Origin of the sequence: Pseudomonas sp. PGPR40, from assembly GCF_022014505.1 — a bacterium.
Taxonomy (GTDB): Bacteria; Pseudomonadota; Gammaproteobacteria; order Pseudomonadales; family Pseudomonadaceae; genus Aquipseudomonas.
Genome location: NZ_JAKLSP010000035.1, coordinates 51819 through 76563 on the forward strand (window position 1 = coordinate 51819; position 24745 = coordinate 76563).

23 protein-coding genes, 4 tRNA genes and 1 pseudogene are annotated in these 24745 nt (G+C 57.7%); 22 read left to right on the plus strand and 6 right to left on the minus strand.

The genetic code is table 11. The features are described 5' to 3' along the window. Nucleotides 1-106 precede the first annotated feature (106 nt). The 3 genes and pseudogenes from MEB48_RS25200 to MEB48_RS29485 all read left to right on the plus strand — a co-directional run bounded on the left by MEB48_RS25200 (nt 107) and on the right by MEB48_RS29485 (nt 3568). On the plus strand, nt 107-1495 hold the full coding sequence (locus MEB48_RS25200) for an aminotransferase-like domain-containing protein (protein ID WP_237886525.1): 1389 nt from the start codon (nt 107-109) through the stop codon (nt 1493-1495). A 147-nt stretch (nt 1496-1642) separates the two neighbouring features. Next, nucleotides 1643-2707 (plus strand): annotated as a pseudogene (locus MEB48_RS29480) (HAMP domain-containing protein); the annotation flags it as partial. Then, nucleotides 2705-3568 (plus strand): methyl-accepting chemotaxis protein, encoded by an 864-nt coding sequence (locus MEB48_RS29485; RefSeq protein ID WP_442969122.1) that lies wholly within the window; start codon nt 2705-2707, stop codon nt 3566-3568. The pseudogene MEB48_RS29480 and the gene MEB48_RS29485, both read left to right, overlap by 3 nt. A 201-nt stretch (nt 3569-3769) precedes the next feature. Here MEB48_RS29485 and MEB48_RS25210 read toward each other — a convergent pair whose 3' ends face one another. After that, entirely contained in the window at nt 3770-4528 is a 759-nt protein-coding gene (locus MEB48_RS25210; protein WP_237886527.1) for a hypothetical protein, read from the minus strand. A 394-nt stretch (nt 4529-4922) separates the two neighbouring features. Here MEB48_RS25210 and MEB48_RS25215 point away from each other — a divergent pair. From MEB48_RS25215 to MEB48_RS25245, 7 genes are all read left to right on the plus strand, one after another. Continuing rightward, nucleotides 4923-4998 (plus strand) — tRNA-Glu (locus MEB48_RS25215). 2 nt (nt 4999-5000) lie between these two features. After that, nucleotides 5001-5076 (plus strand) — tRNA-Gly (locus tag MEB48_RS25220). Between the two features lie 104 nt (nt 5077-5180). Next, a tRNA-Glu gene (locus tag MEB48_RS25225) sits at nt 5181-5256 on the plus strand. A gap of 3 nt (nt 5257-5259) precedes the next feature. Further along, nucleotides 5260-5335, plus strand: a tRNA-Gly gene (locus tag MEB48_RS25230). Between the two features lie 251 nt (nt 5336-5586). Beyond that, nucleotides 5587-6108 (plus strand): sigma-70 family RNA polymerase sigma factor, encoded by a 522-nt coding sequence (locus tag MEB48_RS25235; RefSeq protein WP_095054269.1) that lies wholly within the window; start codon nt 5587-5589, stop codon nt 6106-6108. Then, nucleotides 6105-7064 carry a FecR domain-containing protein gene (locus MEB48_RS25240; RefSeq protein WP_237886528.1) on the plus strand — a complete coding sequence of 320 codons (960 nt, stop codon included), beginning with the start codon at nt 6105-6107 and terminating at the stop codon, nt 7062-7064. The genes MEB48_RS25235 and MEB48_RS25240 overlap by 4 nt, the downstream gene beginning before the upstream one ends. Before the next feature lie 106 nt (nt 7065-7170). Beyond that, nucleotides 7171-9651 (plus strand): TonB-dependent siderophore receptor, encoded by a 2481-nt coding sequence (locus MEB48_RS25245; protein ID WP_237886529.1) that lies wholly within the window; start codon nt 7171-7173, stop codon nt 9649-9651. A 187-nt stretch (nt 9652-9838) separates the two neighbouring features. On the opposite strand, the gene MEB48_RS25250 is transcribed toward MEB48_RS25245, so the two are convergent. Then, nucleotides 9839-10693: a helix-turn-helix transcriptional regulator gene (locus tag MEB48_RS25250; RefSeq protein ID WP_237886530.1), complete on the minus strand. Its 855-nt coding sequence runs from the start codon at nt 10691-10693 to the stop codon at nt 9839-9841. A 413-nt stretch (nt 10694-11106) separates the two neighbouring features. Here MEB48_RS25250 and MEB48_RS25255 point away from each other — a divergent pair, with 413 nt between their 5' ends. The 12 genes from MEB48_RS25255 (at nt 11107) to MEB48_RS25310 (ending at nt 21381) form a co-directional block, all read left to right on the plus strand. After that, complete coding sequence (locus tag MEB48_RS25255) at nt 11107-11301, plus strand: Flp family type IVb pilin (RefSeq protein WP_237886531.1); 195 nt, start codon at nt 11107-11109, stop codon at nt 11299-11301. Between the two features lie 142 nt (nt 11302-11443). Further along, nucleotides 11444-11641, plus strand: coding sequence for a Flp family type IVb pilin (locus MEB48_RS25260; RefSeq protein ID WP_237886532.1), 198 nt, complete (start codon nt 11444-11446; stop codon nt 11639-11641). 27 nt (nt 11642-11668) lie between these two features. After that, nucleotides 11669-12199, plus strand: coding sequence for an A24 family peptidase (locus tag MEB48_RS25265; protein ID WP_237886533.1), 531 nt, complete (start codon nt 11669-11671; stop codon nt 12197-12199). Between the two features lie 2 nt (nt 12200-12201). Continuing rightward, nucleotides 12202-13530 (plus strand): AAA family ATPase, encoded by a 1329-nt coding sequence (locus MEB48_RS25270; protein WP_237886534.1) that lies wholly within the window; start codon nt 12202-12204, stop codon nt 13528-13530. 15 nt (nt 13531-13545) lie between these two features. Beyond that, nucleotides 13546-14364, plus strand: a complete 819-nt coding sequence (gene cpaB / locus MEB48_RS25275; protein WP_237886535.1) for a Flp pilus assembly protein CpaB — start codon at nt 13546-13548, stop codon at nt 14362-14364. A 73-nt stretch (nt 14365-14437) separates the two neighbouring features. Further along, complete coding sequence (locus MEB48_RS25280) at nt 14438-15775, plus strand: Tad domain-containing protein (protein ID WP_237886536.1); 1338 nt, start codon at nt 14438-14440, stop codon at nt 15773-15775. Between the two features lie 9 nt (nt 15776-15784). Beyond that, a complete protein-coding gene (locus tag MEB48_RS25285; protein WP_237886537.1) occupies nt 15785-16264 on the plus strand; it encodes a TadE/TadG family type IV pilus assembly protein in 480 nt (159 codons plus the stop codon). After that, nucleotides 16264-16758 (plus strand): TadE/TadG family type IV pilus assembly protein, encoded by a 495-nt coding sequence (locus MEB48_RS25290; RefSeq protein WP_237886538.1) that lies wholly within the window; start codon nt 16264-16266, stop codon nt 16756-16758. Before MEB48_RS25285 ends, MEB48_RS25290 begins: the two co-directional genes overlap by 1 nt. Next, nucleotides 16752-17972, plus strand: coding sequence for an AAA family ATPase (locus MEB48_RS25295; protein ID WP_237886539.1), 1221 nt, complete (start codon nt 16752-16754; stop codon nt 17970-17972). Before MEB48_RS25290 ends, MEB48_RS25295 begins: the two co-directional genes overlap by 7 nt. Before the next feature lie 3 nt (nt 17973-17975). Further along, nucleotides 17976-19406 (plus strand): CpaF family protein, encoded by a 1431-nt coding sequence (locus MEB48_RS25300; protein WP_237886540.1) that lies wholly within the window; start codon nt 17976-17978, stop codon nt 19404-19406. Beyond that, nucleotides 19403-20389: a type II secretion system F family protein gene (locus MEB48_RS25305; RefSeq protein ID WP_237886541.1), complete on the plus strand. Its 987-nt coding sequence runs from the start codon at nt 19403-19405 to the stop codon at nt 20387-20389. Before MEB48_RS25300 ends, MEB48_RS25305 begins: the two co-directional genes overlap by 4 nt. Before the next feature lie 29 nt (nt 20390-20418). Beyond that, the gene (locus tag MEB48_RS25310) at nt 20419-21381 is read left to right on the plus strand and encodes a type II secretion system F family protein (protein WP_237886542.1); all 963 of its coding nucleotides are present in this window, start codon (nt 20419-20421) and stop codon (nt 21379-21381) included. Nucleotides 21382-21463: 82 nt separating this feature from the next. Here the strand turns inward: MEB48_RS25310 and MEB48_RS25315 are convergent, their stop codons facing one another. The 4 genes from MEB48_RS25315 to MEB48_RS25330 all read right to left on the minus strand — a co-directional run. Beyond that, nucleotides 21464-21799, minus strand: a complete 336-nt coding sequence (locus MEB48_RS25315) for a hypothetical protein (protein WP_330932724.1) — start codon at nt 21797-21799, stop codon at nt 21464-21466. Between the two features lie 271 nt (nt 21800-22070). Then, nucleotides 22071-22367, minus strand: coding sequence for a DUF2388 domain-containing protein (locus MEB48_RS25320; RefSeq protein ID WP_237886543.1), 297 nt, complete (start codon nt 22365-22367; stop codon nt 22071-22073). A gap of 359 nt (nt 22368-22726) precedes the next feature. Then, a complete protein-coding gene (locus MEB48_RS25325) occupies nt 22727-23416 on the minus strand; it encodes a DUF2931 family protein (protein ID WP_237886544.1) in 690 nt (229 codons plus the stop codon). Then, nucleotides 23409-24745, minus strand: a 1337-nt coding sequence (locus tag MEB48_RS25330) for a T6SS phospholipase effector Tle1-like catalytic domain-containing protein (protein WP_237886545.1), incomplete at its 5' end; no start/stop codon positions are given. The genes MEB48_RS25325 and MEB48_RS25330, both read right to left, overlap by 8 nt.

Consider the following 24745-nt stretch of genomic DNA (forward strand, 5'->3'; position numbering starts at 1 on the left):
GTTTCAAATGGTTAGAACCGGGGGTTTTGGCGGCTTTGTCGCACATCCCCTCGAGCGCTCCTGTGATTAACTGTTTCCCGCAAAACAGACAGGAGTTTGCTTGCTCATGGAGTTGAGAATCGATCGACAGGCATTGGTGCCTGTCGTGCAGCAAATCGTCGACGCATTGGCCGACTGGCTCCATCGCGGCGAGGTGTTACCTGGGACGCGTTTGCCTTCCGTGCGGCAAATCGCGCGGATCAATCTGCTCAGCCAATCCAGTGTTGTCGAGGCCTGTGAACGGCTGGTGGCTCAAGGGGTGCTGGCGACGCGTAACGGGGCGGGTTTCTTTGTCGCGGCAACGGCGCTGGCCACTCAGGGGCAATGGGATCTTCCTTGGTCCGAAGGGGTTGAGCAGCAGAGCGGCCTCGTCGGCGAACTGAAGCTGGGGTGCGGCGGATTACCCGAAAGCTGGCGCGAGACTGACGACCTGAGCTACGCCATACGCCAGGTCAGCCGCACCGACATGGCCGCGATGTTCAACTACAGCACGCCGCTGGGCTTGCCTGCCTTGCGCCAGCAGATCCTCAAACGATTGAAACAGCTGAATATTGCGGTGGATGAAAGCCGAATCCTGACCACGGCGGGGGCCAGTCAGGGGCTCGATTTGATTGTGCGTACCTTGTTCAAACCGGGCGATTGCGTGGTGGTGGAGAGTCCGGGCTATTCGATGTTGTTCGATTTGCTCAGGCTACACGGGGTCAGCATGATCGAGGTGCCACGAACCCCACGCGGGCCAGATACCGAAGCACTCGAGGCACTGTTGCGCAAGTACAAACCCTGTGGCTTGTTCATCAACAGCTTTTATCACAACCCCACCGGCAGCAGTTTGACCTTGGGGGTAGCTCAGCAGGTCCTGCAACTGGCCAAAAACCATGGCGTGCTGGTAATCGAAGACGACGTCTATGCCGATTTGCACAGCGGCCCCGGCACGCGCCTTGCGGCATTGGGTATCGATGACAACGTGATTTACGTCGGCAGCTACTCCAAAACGCTCAGCAGTTCATTGCGGGTTGGCTTTGTCGTGGCCGATGCCGACATTATTTCGCGACTCGCCAGGGTCAAGATGATCACCAGCATGGGCGCTTCACGGTTTAGCGAGTCGGTGTTGGCTTGTCTGTTGGCCAGTGGCGCTTATCGTAAATTGGTGCAACGTCAGCGTCAGCGTTTAAGCACAGACCGGGAGGCGGCCTTGCAAGTGCTCGAAGACGCGGAGTGGGAGGTTTTCGGCAAACCGGCGGGCGGCCTGTTCATCTGGGCGCGATCACGCCGGTCCGATTCCGCTCAGGTGCGGGCTCAGGCGCGGCGCTTCGGTGTCCTGCTGTCTTGCGCAACGGCATTCAGTCCCACTGGCCAGGCCCATGATTGGCAGCGCATTAACGTCGCCTATGCCTGTGATCCTCGCGCCCGAGCGTTTTTTCAGGCGACCGCTCTGAATCGACCTAAAGCGTTCTGAAAGCGACGTGTATGTAGCTTTTTGCCATTATTCCGACGCCGGAGACTTGTGTTGGCACAAGCCCGTTGCGAATCTGCATCAACAGACAATGGCAGGGGACTAAGTGCAATGATTTCGGCCGTGCAAGGACGTTTTGCCAACCTCGGTATGGCGAAAAAACTGGGTGTCGGGTTTGTACTGGTGCTGCTGTTGACCGCCTTGGTGGCGGCCATCGGCGTATGGTCCCTGCATACCATCAGTCAACGCTTCGACGGGCTCAAGCAGATGTCGTCGCTCAACAGTGGCTTGCTCAAGGTTCGCCTGCTCGAGCAGGAATACGCCTTGCACGGTAATCCAAAAACCGCGGACGCCTTGCACGCCGGAGTGGACGCTCTGATCGCTCTGGCGACCGAGCTCAAGGCACAGTCGGCGGCCAATGTGCCGATCATGAATGACGTCGAGCAATCCCTGGGCGCCTATCGCAAGGCTTTTGACGAGTTTGTCTCGCTAAGTCAGTCAAAGGACCTGGCACTGGAAATGGCCAGTTGGTCGGTGTCCAGCGTGGCCAATAACCTGGACGTGCTCCAGGCCGGGCTCGCCGACGACGGCGCCTATACCTTGAAGGAATCGGAGGGCAAGGACGGCGCGCAATTCATCGAGCAAGCCAATCAGGTCGGTCAGGTATCGCGACTGATGTTGCAAGCTCTGAACGAAGCGCGCGTACGCCTGGACCTGAGCCGCAAGGGCGATGACAGCGCCGGGCAGGGCAAGATCGAGCAGGCCGATCAGGCGCTGACTCAGGCCGGGCAGCTGAAAGCCACGATCAAGGATGAGGGTTACCAGACCGTCCTCAATGAAGTGTCCGGTCATATTGCCGGTTTCAGTGAAAAACTCGCCGAGTACACCGACTTGTTGGCGCAGGAAAATACCGTCTACGAGCAGCTTCACCAGCGTGCCGCTCAAGTGGTGGAGCGGGTGGACCAAGCCTATGTTGCCGAAGATCAGTCGATGCAGGCAGAGCTGAAAAAGAATTCGCTGTTGATTATCGGCTCCTCGGCGCTGGCCTTGCTGGTGGGGTTGATTGCAGCGTGGGTGATCACCCGTTTGATCGTCGCACCGCTGCGCCGCGTGATCCGTGTCGCTCAGCAGATCGCCGCGGGCGATTTGAGTGCAACGATTGAAGTGACCCGCCGCGACGAGATCGGCCAGTTGATGCAGGCCATGCAGCAAATGGGCGCGGGGCTCAGCAGTATCGTCAGTGGTTTGCAGGCCGGTATCGAACAACTGGCAAGCTCTGCTCAATCGCTGTCGGCGGTGACCGAGCAGACCAACCTTGAAGTCAGCAGCCAGAAGGAAGAAACCGAGCAGGTCGCCACCGCGATGAACCAGATGACCGCCACGGTGCACGACGTCGCACGTAACGCGGAGGAGGCCGCCCAGGCGGCGCAGACGGCCGACGGCAAGGTCGAAAGCGGTCAGCAGGTGGTGCGCCAGAGCATGACGAGGATTGAACAATTGGCGGACTCGGCCACCTCGGCCAGCTCCAGCATCGAGAGCCTCAGTGCGCAAATCCAGAACATTGGCACGGTGCTCAGCGTGATCAAAAGCGTCGCCGAGCAGACCAACCTGTTGGCGCTCAATGCGGCCATCGAGGCGGCCCGGGCCGGCGAGCAGGGCAGGGGCTTTGCGGTGGTGGCCGATGAAGTTCGGGCGCTGGCCAAACGAACCCAGCAATCGACCGAGGAAATCGAACGGCTGGTCAGTGCCTTGCGCTCTGCAGCGCAGTCGTCGGTGCAGCAGATTCAGAACAGTGGCGAGTTGGTGAAGCTGGCGGTTAGCGATGCGCTGCAGACCGAGAGCGCCTTGGGGAGCATTGCGGCAGCGGTGTCGTTGATTCAGCAGATGAACCAGCAGATTGCGGCGGCTGCGCAAGAGCAGAGTTCAGTGGCCGAGGAGATCAATCGCAGTGTCACCAGTATTCGTGCCAGTGCGGATCAGTCGTCACTGGCAATGCGAGGCAATGCGGCGTCGAGCATTGAGTTGGCGCAGTTGGGGGTTGAGTTGAAGGGGATGGTGGGGCATTTCAGGCTGTAGATACCGTCTTGAACCTAACCGAGTAAGCGCAGGTTTCGGGTCAGATCACCCTGTAGGAGCGGGCTTGCCCGCGAAAGCGGTATGTCAGGCGACATCAATGTTGACTGTACCGCCACCTTCGCGGGCAAGCCCGCTCCTACAAGGTCCGTGTCTTAAATGACTGGCATTACCTGACCCGGTGGCTTTTCAGCATTTGCATAATCAGTCGTAAATCGCTTTTTTCTTCCAGTCGGCATCAGCCTCTACGTCTTTGAGGCCTTCGGTCAGTTGGTTCATCTCGCCTTCAACCGGAGCGATCTTGTCCATGACCTGGGCGTTGGCGCGGGCCAGGAGTTTTTCCAGGTATTCCAACTGTTCGGCGTACACCTGCGGCTCCTGTTGTTTGCGCAGGTATTGCACGCCGCGTTCGAAGGCCAGGCGGGCCTGGCCGGGCTGGTTTTGTTGCAGGGAATGCTGGCCCAGGTTGTTGAAGAATTCGATGTGCAGCAGCACCAGAATGTGGCGCACTTCGCGGATCCAGCGCTTGGCTTCGTTGGGCGGCAGGAAACCGTCCTGTGCAGCGCGGGTGATCTGGCCATGCATGGCTTCAAGCAGGAAACGCACGTCTTTGGCTTTGGCTTCGGTCTGGATCGGGGCCGGTGGGTTGTTGACGGGGATTGATTCACCCTGGGCGACCAAGGCACTCAGCTCGGTAATCCGTGCTTTCAATATCGCACTGGATTTTTCCAGGTTCAGCAGGCGCTGACAGACGTTCAGTTCCAGACGGGTCAACAGCAGCTTGAGCGCCGGTGTCATAAATTGACCCGGGAAGGTCTCGGTGATTTCGCCACAGCGACGCAGGCGGTCATTGAGTTCAACCTTGGTGCGGGCCTTTTCCAGCTTGTTGTTTTCCACCACATGGTTCATGTAGCCAATGGCGATCAATAGTGCGATCCCGGCTACGACTAGCAGGGTGATCATAAGTGGTGTCACCGGTAAGACCTCTTATTAGGGTTCGCGTGCGAGTCGAGTGTAGTGGCTCGGCATTTGGGCGACTAGAACCGCTCGACGAGTGAGTCGGCTTATAGTTCTGCTTATATCGGCCGCAATGCCGCATATATAAGTAAATAGTGCGATAGGTGCACATTGCCATCATTTCGGCATGGACTATAGCGCCTTGCTGGATGCCAGAATATAGGCGCCAAAGGTCAGGCGACGGAAAAGCCCGGATGGCAGCCGAAAGCAGGTCGAAGTCATTGATTTAAATAAATTTATATCTGGGGGTTGACGACCCCTCAATCCATCCATAGAATGCGCGCCACTTACAGCGTAAAGCACACAGCGAAACGCGGTAGGGAGTGAATGTTGTACGTGTGTCCCCTTCGTCTAGTGGCCTAGGACACCGCCCTTTCACGGCGGTAACAGGGGTTCGAGTCCCCTAGGGGACGCCAATGCGGGAATAGCTCAGTTGGTAGAGCACGACCTTGCCAAGGTCGGGGTCGCGAGTTCGAGTCTCGTTTCCCGCTCCAGTTTTAAACGGCTTTGCTTTCGGGCAGGGCTGAGTGAAACCAGAACCAAATCTTCGGATGCGGATCTGGGCACCGAAACACACACCATGTGTTCCGGGCAGCGTGTCCCCTTCGTCTAGTGGCCTAGGACACCGCCCTTTCACGGCGGTAACAGGGGTTCGAGTCCCCTAGGGGACGCCATTTGCGGGAATAGCTCAGTTGGTAGAGCACGACCTTGCCAAGGTCGGGGTCGCGAGTTCGAGTCTCGTTTCCCGCTCCAAATTCAAAGAAAACGCCGCTCATTGAGCGGCGTTTTTTTGTGCGCGTTATTTGTCGGCCAGTCAGTCAGACACGGAACCCTGTAGGAGCGGGCTTGCCCGCGAAAGCGGTGTGTCAGGCGAGATCAATGTCGACTGCGCCGCCGGCTTCGCGGGCAAGCCTCGCTCCTACGAGGCTATATGTTTGTGTTGCAACCCGCCGTTAGTCGCATGACAATGCGAGTCATTATCAGTCGCGAATTATTCCATTGTCATGCCCGCCAACGACTTGTCCTTACGCAGTGCTGTCAACGATCTGTATTGTGACCATCACGGTTGGCTCCAGGGCTGGCTGCGCAAGCGTCTGGGCAATGCCTTCGATGCAGCGGACCTGACTCAGGATACCTTCGTCAGGGTCATCAAGGCTCGCACCGCCCTGGATATCCGCGAGCCGCGACCGTATCTGTCGATGATCGCCAAGGGGTTGTTGATCGATCTGTTTCGTCGTCGTTCGCTGGAACAGTCCTATCTCGAAGCGCTGGCCGCCACGCCCGAATCACAGCAACCATCGTTGGAGGAGCAGGCGATCCTGTTCCAGGCGCTGATGGAAATAGACCGTCTGCTGCAAGGGCTGGGGCCTCGAGTCAAGCAAGCTTTCATCCTGTCGCAATTCAATGGCCTGACGTACCCGCAAATTGCCGAGTGTCTGGGCGTCAGTGTTCGCACGGTGAATAACCACATGGCCAAGGCCATGGAGCATTGCTGTCTGATGCAGATTCAGTTGCAGCTCGCATGAACCTGCCCCCCCAGGAGTTGAAAGCGATCAGCATCGCCGCGCAGTGGTACGCCCGGCTTCATTCCGGCACCACGACCGACGCGGATCGAGCCGCCTGCAACGCCTGGCTGGTCGCAGATCCGTTGAATCGCCAAGCCTGGCAAAGAATGACGGCAGTGGCCGAACAGATGGCGAGCGTGCCGGGCGCCTTGGCGGCGCCGACCTTGAGCAATACCAACAATCGATCCCGTCGCCAGGTGCTGCGTAGTGCCTTGTTGATGACATCTGTCGGCGCCCTCGGCTGGTTGGGTTGGCGCAGTCAGACCACCCAAAACCTGATTTGCGATTTGCGCACGGCGGTGGGGGAGCGCCACGAATTTCGGCTGGCGGACGGCAGCACTGTACTGCTCAACACCGACACCTCGGTCAACGTTCGTTTCGATGGACGCCAGCGGGTGTTGGAACTGTTGTGGGGCGAGATGCTCGTGACGACGTCAGTCGATCCGTTGCAGCGTCCTTTCAAAGTCGTCACTCGCCATGCCGAGGTGCTCGCATTGGGGACGCGTTTTATCGTCCGCACTCAGGCGCAGGGTAGTGAGGTGGCGGTGCTGGAGAAAGCGGTAGAAGTCAGTTTGCCGGAGGCCGGGTCCAGAAGGCGGGTCGAAGCCGGCAGACGTCTGGATTTCAACGACCGCACCTTGGGAACGCTGCGCGGCAACGATGTCTCGGTAGGTGCCTGGCAGCAAGGCAGCATCATTGCCATCGACCGTCCTTTGGCGGTGTTGCTGAGCGACCTTTCGCGTTATCGCGCGGGCGTGCTGCGTTGTGATCCGGCCATCGGCAACTTGAAGGTTTCCGGGGTTTTTCCCATCGATAACACCGATCTCGCCCTGGCGGCACTGGAGAGCGGTTTTTCGTTGCGCGTGACGCGATACAGCCGTTTCTGGGTCCAGGTATCGAATGGCGATTCGCGCTGACGGTGCGGCGCGGATAAAAAGTTTCTGCTTCGTCTGCACTTTTCACCGGCATCGTTCGGCTCATCCCTCAGTGAGTTTTTATTGACCGTTTTGGGGGGAAGCAAGCATGTCTGGGGTGAACGCGCCAAGTCGTCTGGCGATCGCAGTGAAAATCGGATTGCTGGCAGCCACGATGGCCAGCGCCTGGCCGGCAAATGCCGACTCGACGCCAGAGGCCTCGACGCAACAGCGTTTGATTCAGTCCTACGATATTGGGGCCGGCAGCCTGGTGGAAGTGCTCACCCGTTTCTCCAGTGCCGCCGGGGCCGCTATTTCGTTTGATGCCCGGCAAACCCAGGGCCTGCAATCGCCAGGTCTGAAAGGCTCTTTCGGCGTCAGCGAAGGCTTCGCTCGCCTATTGAGCGGCAGCGGTCTGCAAGCCGAACCCCAAGCCAACGGCACCTACGTGCTGCGCCCGGCGCCTGTCACCGGCTCGGCATTGGAACTGGGCGCTACCACCATCAACGGGCAAATACTTGGGGCGACCACCGAGAACAGCGGCTCGTACACCACGGGGGCGGTCACCATCGGCAAGGGCGAGCACTCGCTGCGGGAAACCCCTCAATCGGTCACGGTAATGACCCGCAAGATGCTCGATGACCAGAACCTGAACACCATCGATCAGGTGATGGAAAAGACCCCGGGCATTACCGTTTACGACTCGACCATGGGCGGCAAGTATTTCTATTCCCGCGGGTTCCGGATGTCGGGTCAGTATCAGTACGACGGTGTGCCGCTGGACATCGGCAACAGCTATGTCCAGGCCGACAGTTTCAGCAGCGACATGGCGTATTACGACCGGGTCGAAATCTTGCGTGGCGCGGCGGGAATGATGAAGGGCTCGGGCGGCACCTCGGGCGGGGTGAACTTCGTTCGTAAACGCGGCCAGGCTACGGCCCAGACTGAACTCAGCCTCTCCGGTGGCACCTGGGACAACTACCGTGGGCAAATCGACACCGGTGGCCCGTTGAATGATGCCGGCACTGTGCGCGGCAGGGCGGTGATTGCTGAACAGAGCCGACACTATTTTTATGACGATGCCCGTCGCAAGGACCAGATCTACTACGGTGCGCTGGATTTCGATCTGACGCCCGACACGACGCTCGGCCTGGGAGTCGCCTATGAAGATGTCGATGCCAGTCCTTGCTGGGGCGGCCAGCCTCGCTACAAGGATGGCAGCGATCTGAAACTGAGTCGTTCCACCTGCCTGGATCCGTCCTGGAATACCTGGCGCAGCCAGAGAACTACGGTATTCGGCGATCTGAAACATCAGATCAACGACGACTGGGCCATGAAAGTGGCAGGGGTTTATACGAAAAACACCCAGGACATCAAATACGCATTTGCGGCAGGCTCGGTGACGCCTGGTACCTCGACCACTGATATGGTGGGCAGCCTGTACGACTACGATCAGGTCGATTACGGCCTCGATGCCTACGTGGATGGCAAGTTCGGCGCGTTCGGCCAGCAACATGAACTGATCGTCGGTTTCAACGCCAGTCGCTCGGACAAGGATGATTTCTATTCGGTTGCGTTGCTGCCGCAGAAGCAGAACGTGTTTAACCCGGATCGACATATTCCGGAACCGGACGACAGCTACTTCATCGAGAACTCGACACGCGGTGGCCCGGTGAAAACCGTCACCGAACAGCAAGGCCTGTACTCGACCCTGCGTCTTAAACTGGCAGACCCATTGACGTTTGTCGTGGGCAGTCGAGTGAGCTGGTACAGCTCTAAAACCGACTCGGTGTTCATCAATTCGGGAACTTCGGAACACGCCAGAAGCACGGAGACCGGTCAAGTCACCCCGTTTGCCGGCGTGTTGCTGGACCTCAACGAGCACCTGACCGCCTATGCCAGCTACTCGGACATCTTCACGCCCCAGGGTAATACCCGCTCGGAAAGTGGCTCGGTGCTCAAGCCGCTGGTGGGGGAAAGTTATGAGCTGGGGATCAAGGGCGAATGGTTCGAAGGGCGCTTGAACACCTCCTTCAACGTGTTCCGGACCCTGCAGAAAGACCAGGCACAGACGGACTACAACTCGAGCTGTTCATCTTCGGACGGCTATTGCTACTTGAATGCCGGCAAGGTCCGCGCCCAGGGTTTCGAAGCCGAAATCAGCGGTGAGGTCATCGAGCGCCTGCAATTGCTCGCCGGTTACACCTACACCCAGACCAAGACCCTCGACGACATTGACAGCAGCCTTAATGGCTCCGCCTTCAACACTTATGTGCCGCGCCATGTGCTGCGCATGTGGGGCGATTACGCCCTTGCCGGAGCGCTCGATAGGTTCAGCATCGGTGCCGGTGTCAACGCGCAAAGCGACAATTTCCGGATCTCTCCGGCGTCGGGCGAAAAGATTACCCAGGCCGGCTACGCCGTCTGGAATGGTCGTATCGGTTATCGCATCGATGACACCTGGTCGTTGGCGCTCAGTGGCAACAACCTGTTCGACAAGCGCTACTACACCACCATTGGCACCGAAAACTTCGGTAACTATTACGGTGACCCGCGCAACTTCACCATGACGGTCAAGGCTCGCTTCTGATTCACCCGCCAAAGACACGCAATCCCGTAGGAGCGAGGCTTGCCCCAATGCCAGTCAGTTAAGCGAAATTCCTGTAGGAGCGAGCTTGCCCGCGAAAGCGGTATATCAGGCGACATCAATGTTGACTGTATCTCCGTCTTCGCGAGCAAGCTCGCTCCTACAGGGTTTCAGGCACCTGAAAAATGCCTCAACTTCCGAGGCTCTGCACCAGGCTTTCGAGTACTTCAGCGGTGGTATCTTCCAGCGCCGGTTGCGCGGCTACCGCTCTGAGTTGGCATGTCAAACGGTATTCGCTAGGCGTGCAGTTGACGAACTGCTTGAAGGCGCGAGCGAAGTAGGATGGGTCTTTGAAGCCGGCCTCATAGCCGATACTGGTAATCGGCATCTGGCTGTTGTCGAGCAGTTGTTTGGCGAAGTTCATGCGCTTGTCCAGGACGTAATCGGTGAAGCCCACTCCATTGGCTTCCTTGAACAAGCGGCTGAAGCGAAAGGTCGTCATGCCGCAGCGCTTGGCCAAATCCCTTTGATCGATGCTGTCCCGAAAGTGTTGATCGATGTACAGCATGATATGGCTCAGCGCCTGGTGTTTTTGGTGTCCCGAGGTCAACCGGATGCTGTCCGGGAGAGTCGGGGAATGGTCGATCAGCGATGTCTTGCCATTTCGGCGCAGCTCGCAGAGCTGCGTCAGCGCCAACAGGTAGCGCTTCCTCTCGGTGGCCGAGAGCGGCAGCACCATGTATTCCCAGACACTGGAGCGCATGGCCCAGACCGCCAGTTCCTCTGAGTGCTGCACAGTGAACATGGTGATCGGGATGGTGGGGGTAGTGCGTTTGATCTCCAGCAACAGCCTCAAGCCTGGCGTGTCGGGGCGATCGAAATGGATGCAGATCATGTCTGCGTGTTCCCCGTGGGGTAACACGGAATTTTTCGTCAATTTGCAGTCGCAAGTGTCCTCGAACTGCGCGATGAGTTCCTTCGTGGAACGATCGTGAGTCAGATCGAACCACAGTAGCGATGGCCTTCTGGTCAAATTGGACGTCATGTCTCTACTCTGGGGTTCTTCATGCCTCTGTTCGCTGAGTAGTATTGCTAATGTGCTATCACTTTGCAGATTAAATGCTGATAAGGAACAAGAAGCTTAGTTCCATTGCTTCTATGTATTCTTGGACCGATAGCTCTGGACGACTGTTTACCGGCATTTGTTCGACACTCGCGGCATAAACCATTCGTCGCGTGTGAATCCTCGACCATGGCCTTAGCAGTGCCATGTCTTTTGACCCTCTGATTTCTCCTGCACAGACCCATGAACCGGTACTGGGTCACGTCCGCAAAAAAGTCCTAGCGATGTGCAAAATCCTCCTAACGCCTATGCCTTGCCCCTGACTAGTGTTGCATCCAGGCAGCACAGAACGTACTGCCTTCCCGAAAAAACAACATTCGAGTGAGGTGGGCAAAATGAATCTGCAAACAATCAAGGCTTCGGTAGTGAAGTTCGCCAAAGATGAAGATGGCCTGACCATTGTGGAGTACGCGGTGGCCGGTGGGCTGATCACGGTGGCTGTCGCCGCAGCGTTCGTAACGCTTGGGGGCCAGGTGAATACCAAAATCACAGCACTGTGCACCGCAGTTAAAGGTGGCGTCGCTTGCTAAATCCCGCTGGGGGACTTGTCGATGTCCATGGAATAACCGGCTGCCTCTATTTCTGATAGGGCGCCGGGCAACTTTTTTAATGGATTTCGCGTTGTCCCTGCCAACTTACGTTATGAGCGGCATGGCCGCTGGAGTGATCGAAATGACTCTGCAAACAATCAAGGCTTCGGTACTGAAGTTCGTCAAAGACGAGGATGGCCTGACCATTGTGGAATACGCGGTGGCGGGTGGGCTGATTACTGTGGCTGTCGCTGCAGCGTTCGTAACGCTTGGGGGCCAGGTCAACACCAAGATCACGGCGCTGTGCACCGCGGTCAATGGCGGGAACGCTTGCCCATAACAATAAGTCGCACTCGGGAGACGCGCCATGTCCATGGAATTGCTGGTGTCGACAGTCGTACTGCTAGGACTGCTGGGCGTCGCGGTGGTGAGCGATCTGCTTCGCCACCGTATTCCCAACATGCTGGTCCTGTTGGGCCTTGCCCTGGGATTAGCCGGTCAGACTTATTCAGGTGGTGTCAGCGGATTGGGTGACAGCCTGTTGGGTATGCTGATCTGTTTTGGGTTGTTTCTGCCGATGTACGCCGTGGGGGGCATGGCCGCCGGTGACGTCAAGTTAATGGCCATGGTCGGCAGTTTTTTACCGGTTCATTTCGCGTTATGGGCTGCCTTGTTCAGCCTGATGGCCGGCGGCTTATGCGGTTTTCTGATCGTGCTGTTCCGCGGTCAATTGCTCCAGACCCTGGGCCGTTATCGGCTGATTCTGAGGGCGCAGTCCTATCTGGCGCCGACTTCAGATGAAGTAGCCGGCAAGCCTTTCCCCTATTCGATTGCAATCTTGATAGGCACTTTGAACAGCGTCTACTGGCAACTCGTTGCCGGTGGATTGGGAGGTTAGTCATGCACGTCATCGTCGAAAGTGGTGCCTACTCCAGCGACCGGGATGCGGTGCAACGGCTGGCGCCTCAGCCATGCACAATCCGCGATACCGGTCTGACAGACAGTTTTCTCGGTGAGTTGGTGTGCAAGCATCTGCATGATGCCGGTGTGCTCGACATGCCGCGGCTGGTGGAGCGCCTGGCGCTGACCGGTGCCGTACTTGAAGAGGTCCTGGCGTTTCTGCGCAAGGACGGCCGTGTCGAAGTACTTGGCCAGATGGGACAATCCAGTGGGCAGATGCTGCGTTATGGCCTGACCGAACGCGGACGCAGTGCCGCCCGCGATGCCCTGTCGCGCAGTGGCTACATCGGCGCGGCACCTTTTCCGGTGAGTACTTATCGTTCCCTGATCAAACTCCAGACCATTCACCATGGTCGTATCAATGCCAACGACATGCACAACGCCCTTGCTGGCGTGGTGCTTACCGAGGGCATGCTCGATCAGCTGGGCGTGGCCCTGAACTCCGGTCGCGCAATCATGATTTATGGTCCCGCGGGTACCGGTAAGACCTATGTCAGCAGTCGACTGATTCGTCTGTTCGCCGAGGCCATTTGGGTGCCTCATGCCATCGTGATCAATGAGTCGGTGATCGAGATCTATGACCCGCAGGTGCATCAGCGCCTGGATGACAACAGTCAACCGAACAATCTGATGCTCAACGAAGGGATCGACCGTCGGCTGCTGCGCTGCAAACGCCCGATCGTCATTACGGGCGGTGAGTTGAGCATGGAACAGCTGGACGTTCGCTATGACCCCTACACCCGTCAGTACCAGGCCGCCTTGCAGCTCAAGGCCAGCAATGGCCTGTTCATCATCGACGACATGGGACGCCAGCGCATGGCACCTGCCGAGCTGTTGAACCGCTGGATCGTCCCGATGGAAGAGAAGCGCGATTTCATCAATCTGGGCGGTGGTCGGCATTGCGAGCTGCCGTTCGATCTGATTCTGGTGTTCTCCACCAACCTCAATCCTCTGGAATTGGCCGATGAGGCCTTCCTGCGCCGGATTGGCTACAAGCTGCAGTTCGGTTACCTGAAGCCTGAGGAGTACGAAAAGATCTGGCGTCAGGAAAGCGAGCGTCTGGCCATTCCTTTTGACCCGCTGCTGCTGCGTCATGTGCTGCAAAGGCTTTATGCAAGTGAAGGCATGCCCCTGGTGCCTTGCCATCCCCGCGATCTCCTGAACATGGCACTCGACCGTCAGCGCTACCTGGGCGGTTCCGGGGCTCTGTCGCCACAGGAACTGGAATGGGCCTGGCACAACTATTTCGTCCAGCTCGACTTTCTTTGATGCGGAGATACTGACATGAGCTCTCGTACTGTTTCCCTGATAGGCGTTTCCCTGGTCATGGGCCTTGGTGCTGCATGGATGGCCGACTCCTGGCTGAGCGCACGGCTTAATGCCAGCCCGGACGATCACCTTCGAAGCGTGGTGGTTGCTACGGTAGAAATTCCATTCGGGCAGATGGTCGAGGCTCAACAGGTCACGACCCTGCGCATGCCCATGGATACGATCCCGGACGATGCCTTCGATTCTACCGAAAAGGCCGTGGGCAAGATCGCAACGTTCGACATCCTGAAGGGCGACATCATGCGCGGTGCGCGGCTGAGTGAACATTTGGGTGGCAGCACCCTGGCCTCGCTGATTGCAACTGACAAACGCGCCATCTCGGTACGCGTTGACGATGTGGTCGGCGTGGGCGGGTTCCTCTTACCGGGTAACCGGGTCGATGTGCTGGCGACCAAAACCACCAGTGCCGGCAGTAACAATGCCGTGTCCAGGACCATCCTCGAGAACTTGCGGGTATTGGCGGTGGACCAGACCGCAGGTACCGACAAGACCCAACCGGTGGTGGTGCGTGCAGTGACGCTGGAGATGACGACTGCAGAGGCGGAAACCCTGGTCACGGCGCAAACGGAAGGGAAACTGCAACTGACCCTGCGCAATCCGCTGAACTCCGAGAAAAAAATCGCGGCCGTTGCGCCTGTTGCGCCTGCCGCACCGGTCATGGCTGTGGCCACTGCCACGGTGCCAAAACGCGTGGTGCAGCGCAGCCGCGGCGAGAGTGGTGGGGCTATCACCATCATTCGCGGGATCGAAACCAAAGTAATCAACATTCGCTGACAGGGCGCAACAGGTCCTGGACACCAGGTCTTGGCGGAGCCGATCCGGATCAGCATCGGCAAATGAGGGCTTGATGATGAATCTTCGTATTCAGCAGCCGTTCACTGCGACGCCAAGGCGCCAGGAAGGAGCGGTGAGTGTACTGATGGTAATGGCGTTGGCGGCGATGGCCATGATGGCGGCGTTGGCTTTGGACGGCGGACACCTGTTGCTGAACAAAACGCGTCTACAGAATGCGGTGGACGCCGCCGCCCTGAGTGGCGCCAAAACCCTGAGTCAGGTGGCAGGGGGAATCAACAGTGCCAGCGCGACGCAAGCTGCCGCGCTCAGCACACTGATGCAAAATGCCAATGCCACGGGCAACAATGAATTGGCCACGGCGGTTGCCGGCAACCCAGGCGCATTCGCGGTTGTGGAACTGTCCAGCCTCGTCTATGGCCCGTTCTCCTATCCCGGGCCTTCTGATGCCAAATACGTTCGGGTATCGGTACCGAGCTATAACCTGACGGGGTTTTTCTGGAACTTCGCCCAGTCATTGGGCGTTCTGGGGAACAAAACGGTGGCGGCGATCGCCACCGCAGGCCCCAGCCCTACCAGCCCGTGTGATCTCGCACCTTTGATGGTCTGTGGTGACGAGACTCAATACGACCCGGATGCTGGCATGTTCTGGGGCTTCCAGTTTGGTGATTTGCAGGTACTCAAATCGGCTGCCGGAAATTCCTCGGCCATTGGCCCAGGCAACTTCCAGTTGCTCGACTTTGGCTCGGGCGGCAGCACGGTCAGAGACGACCTGGCCGGAGGCGGCGAGGTCTGCCGCAATGTCGGACAAGATGTCCAGACCTCCCCGGGCAACATGGTCGGCCCAACCTCTCAAGGGTTGAATACGCGCTTCGGCATCTACAACGGCCCGGTCAGTGCCTCGGACTATCCACCAGACCTGGTGACGACATCCAGCAACCCCTCGATCACTTACAACGACTCAGTCAGCCCGGCACAAACGCAATATCAGGGGCAAGCGGTCACCTCAAACGACGGCAATCTCACAGCGGGTGGCAACACGATATATGACTACAACGACTGGCGTGCGAGCGTTGCCGCGTGTGTGGCAGGGGGCGGCAGTGGTTGTGAAAGCAATGGCGTGTTCGAGCGCCGGATGTTGAAAATCGTGGTGGGTGACTGCACCGGGAAACAGGGCGGTTCAACCTCGGTTCCCGTCCTGGGTTTTGGCTGCTATTTCGTCGTCCAGCCAATGAATGGCGGCGGCACGGAGGCGCAGATCTTCGGACAGTTCGTGAAGGAGTGCGAAGGCGACAACGTGCCCAGTCCTACACCGATGAACGATTCCGGCCCGAATATCATTCAGCTCTACAAAACCTATCTCGGCATCGGTATTCCGAGCACTGACTCGTAGGGAGGCGTCATGAGACTTCATGCTTATAAACAATCGCAGCGTCAGCAAGGCGTGGCCCTGGTGGAATTCACCCTCGTGCTGCCGGTGTTGCTGCTGCTGTTGCTGGCCTTCGGTGAGTTCGGTCGCATGCTCTATCAGTACAACACCCTGCTGCAGGCCAGCCGTGATGCCGACCGTTTCGTCGCCGGCCAGGCCTGGGACTCGACACTCGGCGAGGTTTCTCTGAGCAGTGCGCTGCTGACCCAGACGAAAAACGTTGCGGTCTATGGCGTGCCCAGTAATACCGGCAGCCCTGTCGTGTCAGGGTTAACGACCAGTATGGTGGAGGTCGCCGCCGTGGGCCTCGACCATGTGCGGGTCACCATTACTTATAACTTCTGCCCGGTGATTGGCAGTGGCAATTGTGCCGGCTCGATTCCGGGGTTTTTTGGTAGTCAGATTGCGCTGAACATTCCGCTGGTCGCCACGACTGTCATGAGGGCACTGTGATGAATCGCAAACGCATGCGCGGCACCTATATCGTGGAGTTCGCCATCATTGGCATGCTGGTATTCACGCTGTTGTTCGCCGTGTTGGAAATGGGCCGCCTGTACTTCACGGTCAATGCACTGGATGAAGCAGCCCGTCGCGGTGCACGCCTGGCGGCAGTGTGCAATATCAGCGATCCGGTGATCCTGCGGCGGGCGATTTTCAATGCCGCGGGGGATGCCGGTACGAGCCAGCTGATCACTGATCTGACCACCAGCAACCTGGTACTGACTTATCTGGATGCAAACGGCGCTCTGGTGGCCAACCCTGGTGACACGACTGGAGCCAATGGGTTCCGTGCCATCCGCTACGTCCAGTTGAGCCTGCAAAACTTCGTTTTCAACCTGTTTATTCCCGGGTTCGGCGTGCCCATTACCTTGCCTACATTCAGGGCAACGTTGCCACGCGAAAGCCTCGGGCGTCATTCCGATTCCGGGGAGATCACACCATGCTGAATACCAAGGAAACGCCAGTCGCCAGCTCGACTGGCAAAGCCGGGCTCCGGTTGCTGATCAGCAGTCGTGATGCGACCTCTTTGCGCGATCTGCAGAGTGTCTGCCAGCGCATGCCGAGCCTTGAGGTGAGCACTCGCCTGGTGAGCAACGGGCATGTCGACCCGCTCTACGGCCTGGACCGGATGCCCGATCTGTTGCTGTTGCGCGTCAGTCACCTGTGGCGCGAGGAGCTGGCGGCGCTGTTGCTGCACCCGGCCCATGAGCGTCCGCCGATGTTGGTCTGTGGTCCGCTGAGCGAACACGAAGGCATGCGTATGGCGATGCAGGCCGGTGCCCGTGACGTACTGCCCGAGCCCATCGCCGAGACCGAACTGGTCGCCGCCTTGAATCGTCTGGTCACGGAGGTTCGGACCGGCAGTGGGGCAGAAGGTAAATTGATCGCCGTGATGAGCGCCAAGGGTGGCTCCGGCGGAACCCTGGTGGCCTGCAATCTGGCTCAGCAGCTCAGTGCCAAGGGCGGCAGTACCCTGTTGCTGGATATGGACCTGCAATTTGGCAGCGTGACGCATTATCTGGATGTGGCGCAGACGCACAGCCATCTGGAGGTGTTGCACCAGATCGACGGCATGGACAGCGTCGCATTACGCGGTTTTTGCAGTCACTTCAGCCCCACCTTGCATGTGCTGGGCGGCCGGGCCGGTGAACTGTGCCTGCCGCAGGATGCCCAACCCGAGCAACTTGACACCCTGTTGCAATTGGCCCGCGCCAGCTATGGCTGGGTGGTGATCGACTTGCCACGACAAATCGACCACCTCACCGGCTCCGTGCTGGAACAGGTGGATCGGGTGTACGTGGTGGTGCAGCAGAGCGTCAGCCATCTGCGCGATGCCAGCTCCCTGGTGCGGATTCTTCGCGATGACCTGGGCGTGCGCGGGGATCAATTGCAGATCGTGGTCAACCGGTTTGACAAGGCGGCACCGATCAGCCTCAAAGACATCGGCGAGGCGCTGCGCTGCACCAATCTGTCGAAATTACCCAACGACTTCAACCTGGTCAGCCAGAGTCAGAACACTGGCGTGCCGTTGGGACTGCATGCGCCGAGGGCAGCGATCACTGCCGCACTGCGCGACATGACCGAGGACCTGGTCGGTCAACAGGTGGCCGGGAACAAAGGCTTACTCAAACGCGCCTTCAACCGTTTCTTCGGGGGATGACCCATGATCAGCGACTTTCGTAACCGCTTGCGCAAACAGTCCGGTAAACCCGCCGCTCAAACGTGCGACGAACTGCTGGATCCGGCAGAGGAAATAATGGCGTGGGAGCGTGTAGCACCGGACGTTCTTTACGAAACCAGAAGTCAGGTCACCCCGGTGGAAGCCGAATGGCGGGAAAAGATCTATCAGCAGTTGCTCAAAGTCATGGATCTGTCCTTGCTGGACTCCCTTGAACAGGCCGAGGCCGCGCGGCAGATTCGCGATATTTGCCAGCGCCTGCTCGATGAGCATTCGGCGCCGGTGAGTACCACCAGCCGCCAGTTGATCATCAAGCAGATCACTGATGAAGTACTTGGCCTGGGGCCTCTGGAACCGTTACTGGCTGATCACAGCGTGTCCGACATTCTGGTCAACGGCCATGCCTCGGTCTATGTCGAGCGCTTCGGCAAACTGCAACGCACCGACGTGCGTTTTCGCGATGATCAGCATTTGCTCAACATCATCGACCGCATCGTATCCAGCCTGGGTCGGCGTATCGACGAGTCTTCGCCGCTAGTGGATGCCCGACTCAAGGACGGTTCGCGGGTCAACGCGATTATTCCACCGCTGGCCATCGACGGCCCGAGCATGTCGATTCGCCGCTTTGCGGTGGACCTGCTCAATACCGACAGTTTGATCTCGGTAGGAACACTGACCCCGGCTATTGCTCTACTCCTCAAGGCGATTGTTCGCGGGCGTTTGAACGTGCTGATTTCCGGCGGTACCGGCAGCGGCAAGACCACCATGCTTAATGTGCTGTCCAGTTTCATTCCGCTAAACGAGCGGATCGTTACCATCGAAGATTCGGCCGAACTGCAACTGCAGCAGCCCCACGTGGTGCGCCTGGAAACCCGGCCTTCGAATATCGAAGGGCGCGGCGAGGTGAGCCAGCGCGAATTGGTACGTAACAGTTTGCGGATGCGCCCGGACCGCATTGTCATCGGCGAAGTGCGCGGCGCCGAGGCGCTGGACATGCTGACGGCCATGAACACCGGTCACGACGGTTCGTTGACCACCATCCACGCCAACACCGCCCGCGATGCATTGGGGCGAGTCGAGAACATGGTGTCAATGAGCGGTGCGACCTTCCCGATCAAAGCCATGCGGCAGCAGATCGCGTCGGCTATTGATGTGGTGATTCAGCTGGAACGTCAGGAGGACGGCAAGCGCCGACTGGTCAGCGTGCAAGAGATCAATGGCATGGAAGGCGAGATCATCACCATGACCGAAATCTTCTCCTTTGCGCGCCAGGGCATGGGCGAAAACGGCGAAGTGCTCGGCGATTATCGCCCCAGCGGCATGATTCCGGCCTTCCGCGATGTACTGGCCAAGCGCGGTATCGAGTTGCCGCTGACGATGTTCAGGCCTGAATGGATGGAGGGGCGGCAGTCATGAACAATATTCCCAGTGAATTCATTCTGATGTTCCTCGGCATGGTGTTTATTGCCGTGTTCCTGCTGTCTCAAGGTGTGGTGGTGCCGGTGTTCGGTGAGGCCGGCAAGATGCGCAAGCGCATACGCGGCCGTTTGCATGTACTGGAAAAAGCCAACAATTTGCCCAACATGCAGACGGTGTTGCGGCAGAAATACCTGACGCGTTTGTCGCCATTGGAGGCCATGCTCGAGCAGTTGCCTTTTATGGCGAACCTGACACAGGTGATCGAGCAGTCCGGCCATGAATATCGTGCTTATCGGGTGATATTGCTCGGGCTTGCACTGGGCGTTGCAGCCGGCGCTGTAGTCCTGATGTTTTCGCCGATCTGGTGGATGGCGCTGGCGGTGGCTTTTGCGGTGGCCTGTCTCCCCATCCTGAAAATCTTCCGTGATCGCAACAAACGTTTTGCGGAGTTCGAGGAGGGTTTGCCGGATGCGCTGGATGCCATGTGCCGAGCCCTGCGCGCCGGGCATCCGTTCAACGAAACCCTGCGCCTGGTCGCCGAGGAGCACAAGGGGGCGGTCGCTCATGAGTTCGGCCTGACCTTCGCCGATATCAACTACGGCAATGATGTGCGCCGGGCGATGCTCGGCCTGCTCGAGCGTATGCCGAGCATGACAGTGATGATGCTGGTGACCTCGATCCTCATCCATCGCGAGACGGGCGGCAATCTGACTGAAGTCCTGGAGCGTCTGAGTCGACTGATTCGTGGACGCTTCCGTTTTCAGCGCAAGATCAAAACCTTGTCGGCGGAAGGGCGTATGTCTGCCTGGATACTGGTGGCGATTCCCTTTGTACTGGCGATCGCGATCATCGTTACAAGCCCCACTTACCTGCCTGTGCTGATCAATGATCCCACGGGCCATAAGCTGATCATCGGGGCTTTCTGCGCCATGTTGATCGGGATTCTCTGGATAAAAAAAATCATCCGGATTCAGGTTTAAGCGGTATTCGCTACCGGGAGGTATAGGTCATGGACTTTTTACTCGGGTTGTTCAGTCGGGTCACGGGGAACGAGGAGATGGGGCGCCTGTTGTTCCTCGGCGCGATCGGTTTGAGTACGGTGCTTGCTGTAGTCGCCGTGATTTTGTTGATGCTGGGTCTTCAGGACCCGGTACAGCGCCGTCTGGCGCTGATCAAGCGTGGTCATTTAGGCAACACAACCGGGCAGGAGGCTCCTGGTAACCTGCAACTGTTGCTGGAGCGGGTCGGCCAGCGTTTTGCCTCGACCGAATCGGCTCAGGCGTCCGTAACCCAGACTTTACTGACACACGCGGGATATCGTTCCTCTTCGGCGGTGCAGATGTACTGGGCGATTCGCCTGCTGTTACCTCTGTTGTTGGTCGGCATTGCGTTGTTGCTGTTGCCGATAATTCCCAAGGTTTCCCTGATCACGGGGCTGCTGTTGTTGGTCATGGTTGCCGCTATCGGGTGGCTGCTGCCAGCGATATATATCGGCAAGCGCAAACAATCGCGGCAAGGCCGGCTGCGTGCCGCGTTTCCGGATGCTCTGGATCTGATGGTGGTGTGCGTGGAGTCCGGCCTGGCCCTGCCCACGACCATCGAACGGGTGGCTGAAGAGATGTCGGTCAGTCAGGTTGAGCTGGCTGAGGAGCTGGCCCTGGTCAATGCGCAAATCCGCGCGGGCATCACCAGTACCGAAGCGCTCAAACAACTGGCTGTTCGCACCGGTCTGGATGACGTACAAGGGTTGGTCAGCCTGTTGGCGCAGAGTATCCGCTTTGGTACCAGCGTAGCCGATACTTTGCGCATCTATGCCGATGAGTTCCGTGACCGGCGTATGCAGGCCGCCGAGGAGGCGGGGGCGAAAATCGGTACCAAACTGATCTTTCCTCTGATTTTCTGCCTGTGGCCGAGCTTCTTTCTGGTCGCCATCGGCCCTGCCCTGATCGGTGTGATGAAAGCATTCGGGTGAGGTAAACGGGGGGAGGCTATCGAGTACGATGGCCTTGCCACCCGAGCCTGATTTGCACTTGATATCCACCACGTCCGCTGTTTCAATCCAGACCTCCATGTGAGTACCTCGTTCGCAAAGTGCCGCGCCGCTGCCGCCCCCGGCTGAAACCGAAAATGTCGAATTCGATTTTTTCGACCATCACTCCGGGGTTTTCCTGTTGAAACAGCTTCAGGATCTTTGCTGGACTTTGTTCGACCCGAGCGACCACCCCTGTTTCGCCCCTGCCCGTGGCTTGTGAGTAGGATGAGTCGGTTCCATTGTTTCTAGTCCCAATGCCCTCGATATAAACCGCCATTGATGCAGTTTTCGAGTTTTCCGGCATCGGCTCGTATGAATGATCGGTATACAACTCATACAACCGCGCGATGTTACTCACATCATTCCCATAACTATTGTCCGGCGAGCTCCCGTTGCCGTCGTACCCGTAAGCTGCACAATGCTTCTGTATCTCCTCGGCGGCGTCAGCCAGCTTCCCGCTTCCAGCAGTGTAATGCTGGGGCCCTTGATGGTTTCCAGACGCTCGTTACCCACTTCCAGTCGGCTGTCATTGACCACCTTCTGCTCCAGATCGCGCTGGGCGCGACGAAAGCAACCCCAATCACTCAATCCTGTGGCAGCTGGCGAGTCTGCGTTGGGCTGCTACAGGGCTACATAGTCGGCAACGTCGGCACGATAGGGCTTATGGAGCTTGGTTGTTCATCCATAGCCAGGACCAGGTGGGCGAACGCTTTCTTGCTTGGCTGAAGATCAGCCTGCTGTTCCAGGTACATACGCCATGCAGATTCCAGCATCGGCCCATGGATATCGCCGTCGGTAGCAAGATACGCGGCGTCGTCGTCTTTCACCGCCTGTGTGTAGTGTTTCGATGGGCCATCTTTTGTGGCGTCCGAGGTCGAAATAAACGGCCCGACAGTTGTATAGATCAACCCGATCCCCGTCAGCATCGAGAACTCAAGTGGGTCACCGTTTAATAGGCAGCCAACACCATGGCAACCTTCCGCTCGAACAGAGACGCTAGCTACAAGTGTGAACATGGCAACCCAGTACCGCCTAAGGCCACCACCGATTTTTTACTGTGTCGATTAGTCATAATGCTGAGTGCTCTATTGATTGAGCCGCACCGACTCAACATTGAATTGAAAAAAATCTGAGACTCCATGCTGCATAAGGCAAAGATTTGCGATGGTCCTTGGCGCATCCGCTCAAGAAGAGCGCTAGCACCATTGCACCGCCTGCTTTAATTAGAAATGAGGTCTTCAACTGAAAGTCCTTCTGGTCGTGGTTTCTGCTGATAGTTCATGGGTTACCAAGAGCCATAAGGAATGCCGAATTTTTCGATGTAGGCTTTGGATTCTTCTGAAAGGGGTCGATGCTTTCCGTTGGACGTACCCCCGTAGGGGCCTTCGGGATTGATCGTGCCTTGGACGCGAGTGACTTCGACCGATTTCAGGCAGGGTCCGCCTAACCACACCTTGGCGATTCCTCCCGGCGCCAGGCCGACAATCAACAGCTTTCGGTAATCGGTTTTCCATCTGCCTACCGCACCGCAAAAAGCGTTTTCGCTCTTAAGCATGGTATTCCGTGCAGATTGGGAGATCTCGATGTAGGCCTCGTAGGTCTGCGGTTCTGCCAACGATTGCCAACGCACATAGACCAAACGGGGCAGGTCAGCACCTGTTACATACCGACCTTTTCCTCCTGGATCTTTAAACCATCCTTTTGCATCGCCCTTGAAGTGAGCCGGTATGCCTTTACTCAGCCCACGTGGATAACCAGTCGCCGGGATCCCGCTACCTGCACCTCGAAACACACGCTCATTGATATCCACGACATCCGCCGTTTCGATCCAGACTTCCATATAGTCGGGGGCAAAAAAATTGAGGCTCCAAGCGTCGTAAGGTAATGATCTGTACTCGCCCGAGGTACATCCTCCCAACAGCAACGCGAGTACCAGCGTAAAGCCGGTCTTGAGCATGAATGAGCACTTACACATTGGGATGCACCTTACGAACATGGTTTTCGGCGGGTCGATCGATGAACACGATGTTCAGATCACTGTTGTTCCAGCCTTTGGCAGCATTCCAGTTGGCAGACAGATGGATGTAGCGTTGAGAGAGCAACTCCGCCTCGAACACGTTCAAGCCCGCGCGACGGGTCTCGCCCAGCGCATAAGCCATCAGTTTTTCGGCAATCGGTTTCAGCTCCAGCGGTAATGCGTACTTTTGATCTTCGTCGTCAATGACCTTGAACGGAACGTCGTGCCTGGCCCCCAACTCACGCATGATGCGCAGATAAATCGAGGCCAGATCGTTGCGCACGGTGCGCTCGCTGTGGACCGCCGCATAGACGTTTTTCCCTTTTGATCTATCGCCCTTGACGTTGCTAGTAGTCTCTACCGCCCAGGTTTTCACCGCCAATGTCAGCCCATACAGATTGAGCTGATCCTGAAGGCGCCCCAGTTCTTGCTGAGCCCAGCGATAGGCGGTTGACGCTGTAGAAGGCACATCAAAAACCACGTCGCGGCTACAGCGCGGCTTGCTGAGCAGAACTCGTTCAATGATGTTCGGCAGATACCCCCCACCCAGGTCAGAATGGACGCCAGGCAGCACGATATCGGCAGCGCTGGCGCTGTTGAGCGAGAAGTTGTGGCGGCGCTCGTCCTGCGCCACCAGATGCACGACTTTTTTTGCGATATCGGGCGCCAGGTACACATTGACACCGGGGGTGTTGGCGTCGTGCACGCTCAAGTCACCATCGGCCATGCTGGCTACAGCGGCGACGGTGTCGAAGATGCCGATAAAATTGATGGAGACATCGATATTGTTGCGCCAGGCAAAATTCTCGATGAACAGTGAAGAGTCGGCTGGCAATAGCGTTGCCAATGGGCTGTATTCCCCTTTCACGACTTCATTGGCAAAGTGGCGTGCGGCAGCGGCGCCTCGACTGAAGCCGAAAATATCGAGTTCAATACGTTCAACTTTTCGATCTGGATTTATCCGTTGAAACCTTTCTATTCCTTCAAGTATGAGTGAAGGACTCTGCTTGACTCTTGCCAATACGCCCTGGGCACCTAAGCCTGTGATTAATGAAAAAGGTGAATCTTCTTCACCATTGCTGGTACCGATGCCCGCCAGATAAACGGGGATATACCCGATGGTTTCGTCATCAGCCAATAATCGCTCACTGTCATTGGTGTACAGCTCATACAGCTTCGCCACATTACTCATGCCATTCCCATAGCTGGTATCCGGCGTATTCCCCTTACCGTCATACCCATGTATCTGACAAAACTGCTGAATATCCTCAGCCTCCTCCAGCAGAT

What these genes read in the sequence shown, in the direction of transcription:
- MEB48_RS25200 (WP_237886525.1), top strand. Translation starts at nt 107, where the DNA reads ATGGAGTTGAGAATCGATCGACAGGCATTGGTGCCTGTCGTGCAGCAA.
- MEB48_RS29485 (WP_442969122.1), top strand. Translation starts at nt 2,705, where the DNA reads ATGGGCGCGGGGCTCAGCAGTATCGTCAGTGGTTTGCAGGCCGGTATC.
- MEB48_RS25210 (WP_237886527.1), bottom strand. Translation starts at nt 4,528, where the DNA reads ATGATCACCCTGCTAGTCGTAGCCGGGATCGCACTATTGATCGCCATT.
- MEB48_RS25235 (WP_095054269.1), top strand. Translation starts at nt 5,587, where the DNA reads ATGCCCGCCAACGACTTGTCCTTACGCAGTGCTGTCAACGATCTGTAT.
- MEB48_RS25240 (WP_237886528.1), top strand. Translation starts at nt 6,105, where the DNA reads ATGAACCTGCCCCCCCAGGAGTTGAAAGCGATCAGCATCGCCGCGCAG.
- MEB48_RS25245 (WP_237886529.1), top strand. Translation starts at nt 7,171, where the DNA reads ATGTCTGGGGTGAACGCGCCAAGTCGTCTGGCGATCGCAGTGAAAATC.
- MEB48_RS25250 (WP_237886530.1), bottom strand. Translation starts at nt 10,693, where the DNA reads ATGACGTCCAATTTGACCAGAAGGCCATCGCTACTGTGGTTCGATCTG.
- MEB48_RS25255 (WP_237886531.1), top strand. Translation starts at nt 11,107, where the DNA reads ATGAATCTGCAAACAATCAAGGCTTCGGTAGTGAAGTTCGCCAAAGAT.
- MEB48_RS25260 (WP_237886532.1), top strand. Translation starts at nt 11,444, where the DNA reads ATGACTCTGCAAACAATCAAGGCTTCGGTACTGAAGTTCGTCAAAGAC.
- MEB48_RS25265 (WP_237886533.1), top strand. Translation starts at nt 11,669, where the DNA reads ATGTCCATGGAATTGCTGGTGTCGACAGTCGTACTGCTAGGACTGCTG.
- MEB48_RS25270 (WP_237886534.1), top strand. Translation starts at nt 12,202, where the DNA reads ATGCACGTCATCGTCGAAAGTGGTGCCTACTCCAGCGACCGGGATGCG.
- cpaB (WP_237886535.1), top strand. Translation starts at nt 13,546, where the DNA reads ATGAGCTCTCGTACTGTTTCCCTGATAGGCGTTTCCCTGGTCATGGGC.
- MEB48_RS25280 (WP_237886536.1), top strand. Translation starts at nt 14,438, where the DNA reads ATGATGAATCTTCGTATTCAGCAGCCGTTCACTGCGACGCCAAGGCGC.
- MEB48_RS25285 (WP_237886537.1), top strand. Translation starts at nt 15,785, where the DNA reads ATGAGACTTCATGCTTATAAACAATCGCAGCGTCAGCAAGGCGTGGCC.
- MEB48_RS25290 (WP_237886538.1), top strand. Translation starts at nt 16,264, where the DNA reads ATGAATCGCAAACGCATGCGCGGCACCTATATCGTGGAGTTCGCCATC.
- MEB48_RS25295 (WP_237886539.1), top strand. Translation starts at nt 16,752, where the DNA reads ATGCTGAATACCAAGGAAACGCCAGTCGCCAGCTCGACTGGCAAAGCC.
- MEB48_RS25300 (WP_237886540.1), top strand. Translation starts at nt 17,976, where the DNA reads ATGATCAGCGACTTTCGTAACCGCTTGCGCAAACAGTCCGGTAAACCC.
- MEB48_RS25305 (WP_237886541.1), top strand. Translation starts at nt 19,403, where the DNA reads ATGAACAATATTCCCAGTGAATTCATTCTGATGTTCCTCGGCATGGTG.
- MEB48_RS25310 (WP_237886542.1), top strand. Translation starts at nt 20,419, where the DNA reads ATGGACTTTTTACTCGGGTTGTTCAGTCGGGTCACGGGGAACGAGGAG.
- MEB48_RS25320 (WP_237886543.1), bottom strand. Translation starts at nt 22,367, where the DNA reads ATGCTGACGGGGATCGGGTTGATCTATACAACTGTCGGGCCGTTTATT.
- MEB48_RS25325 (WP_237886544.1), bottom strand. Translation starts at nt 23,416, where the DNA reads ATGTGTAAGTGCTCATTCATGCTCAAGACCGGCTTTACGCTGGTACTC.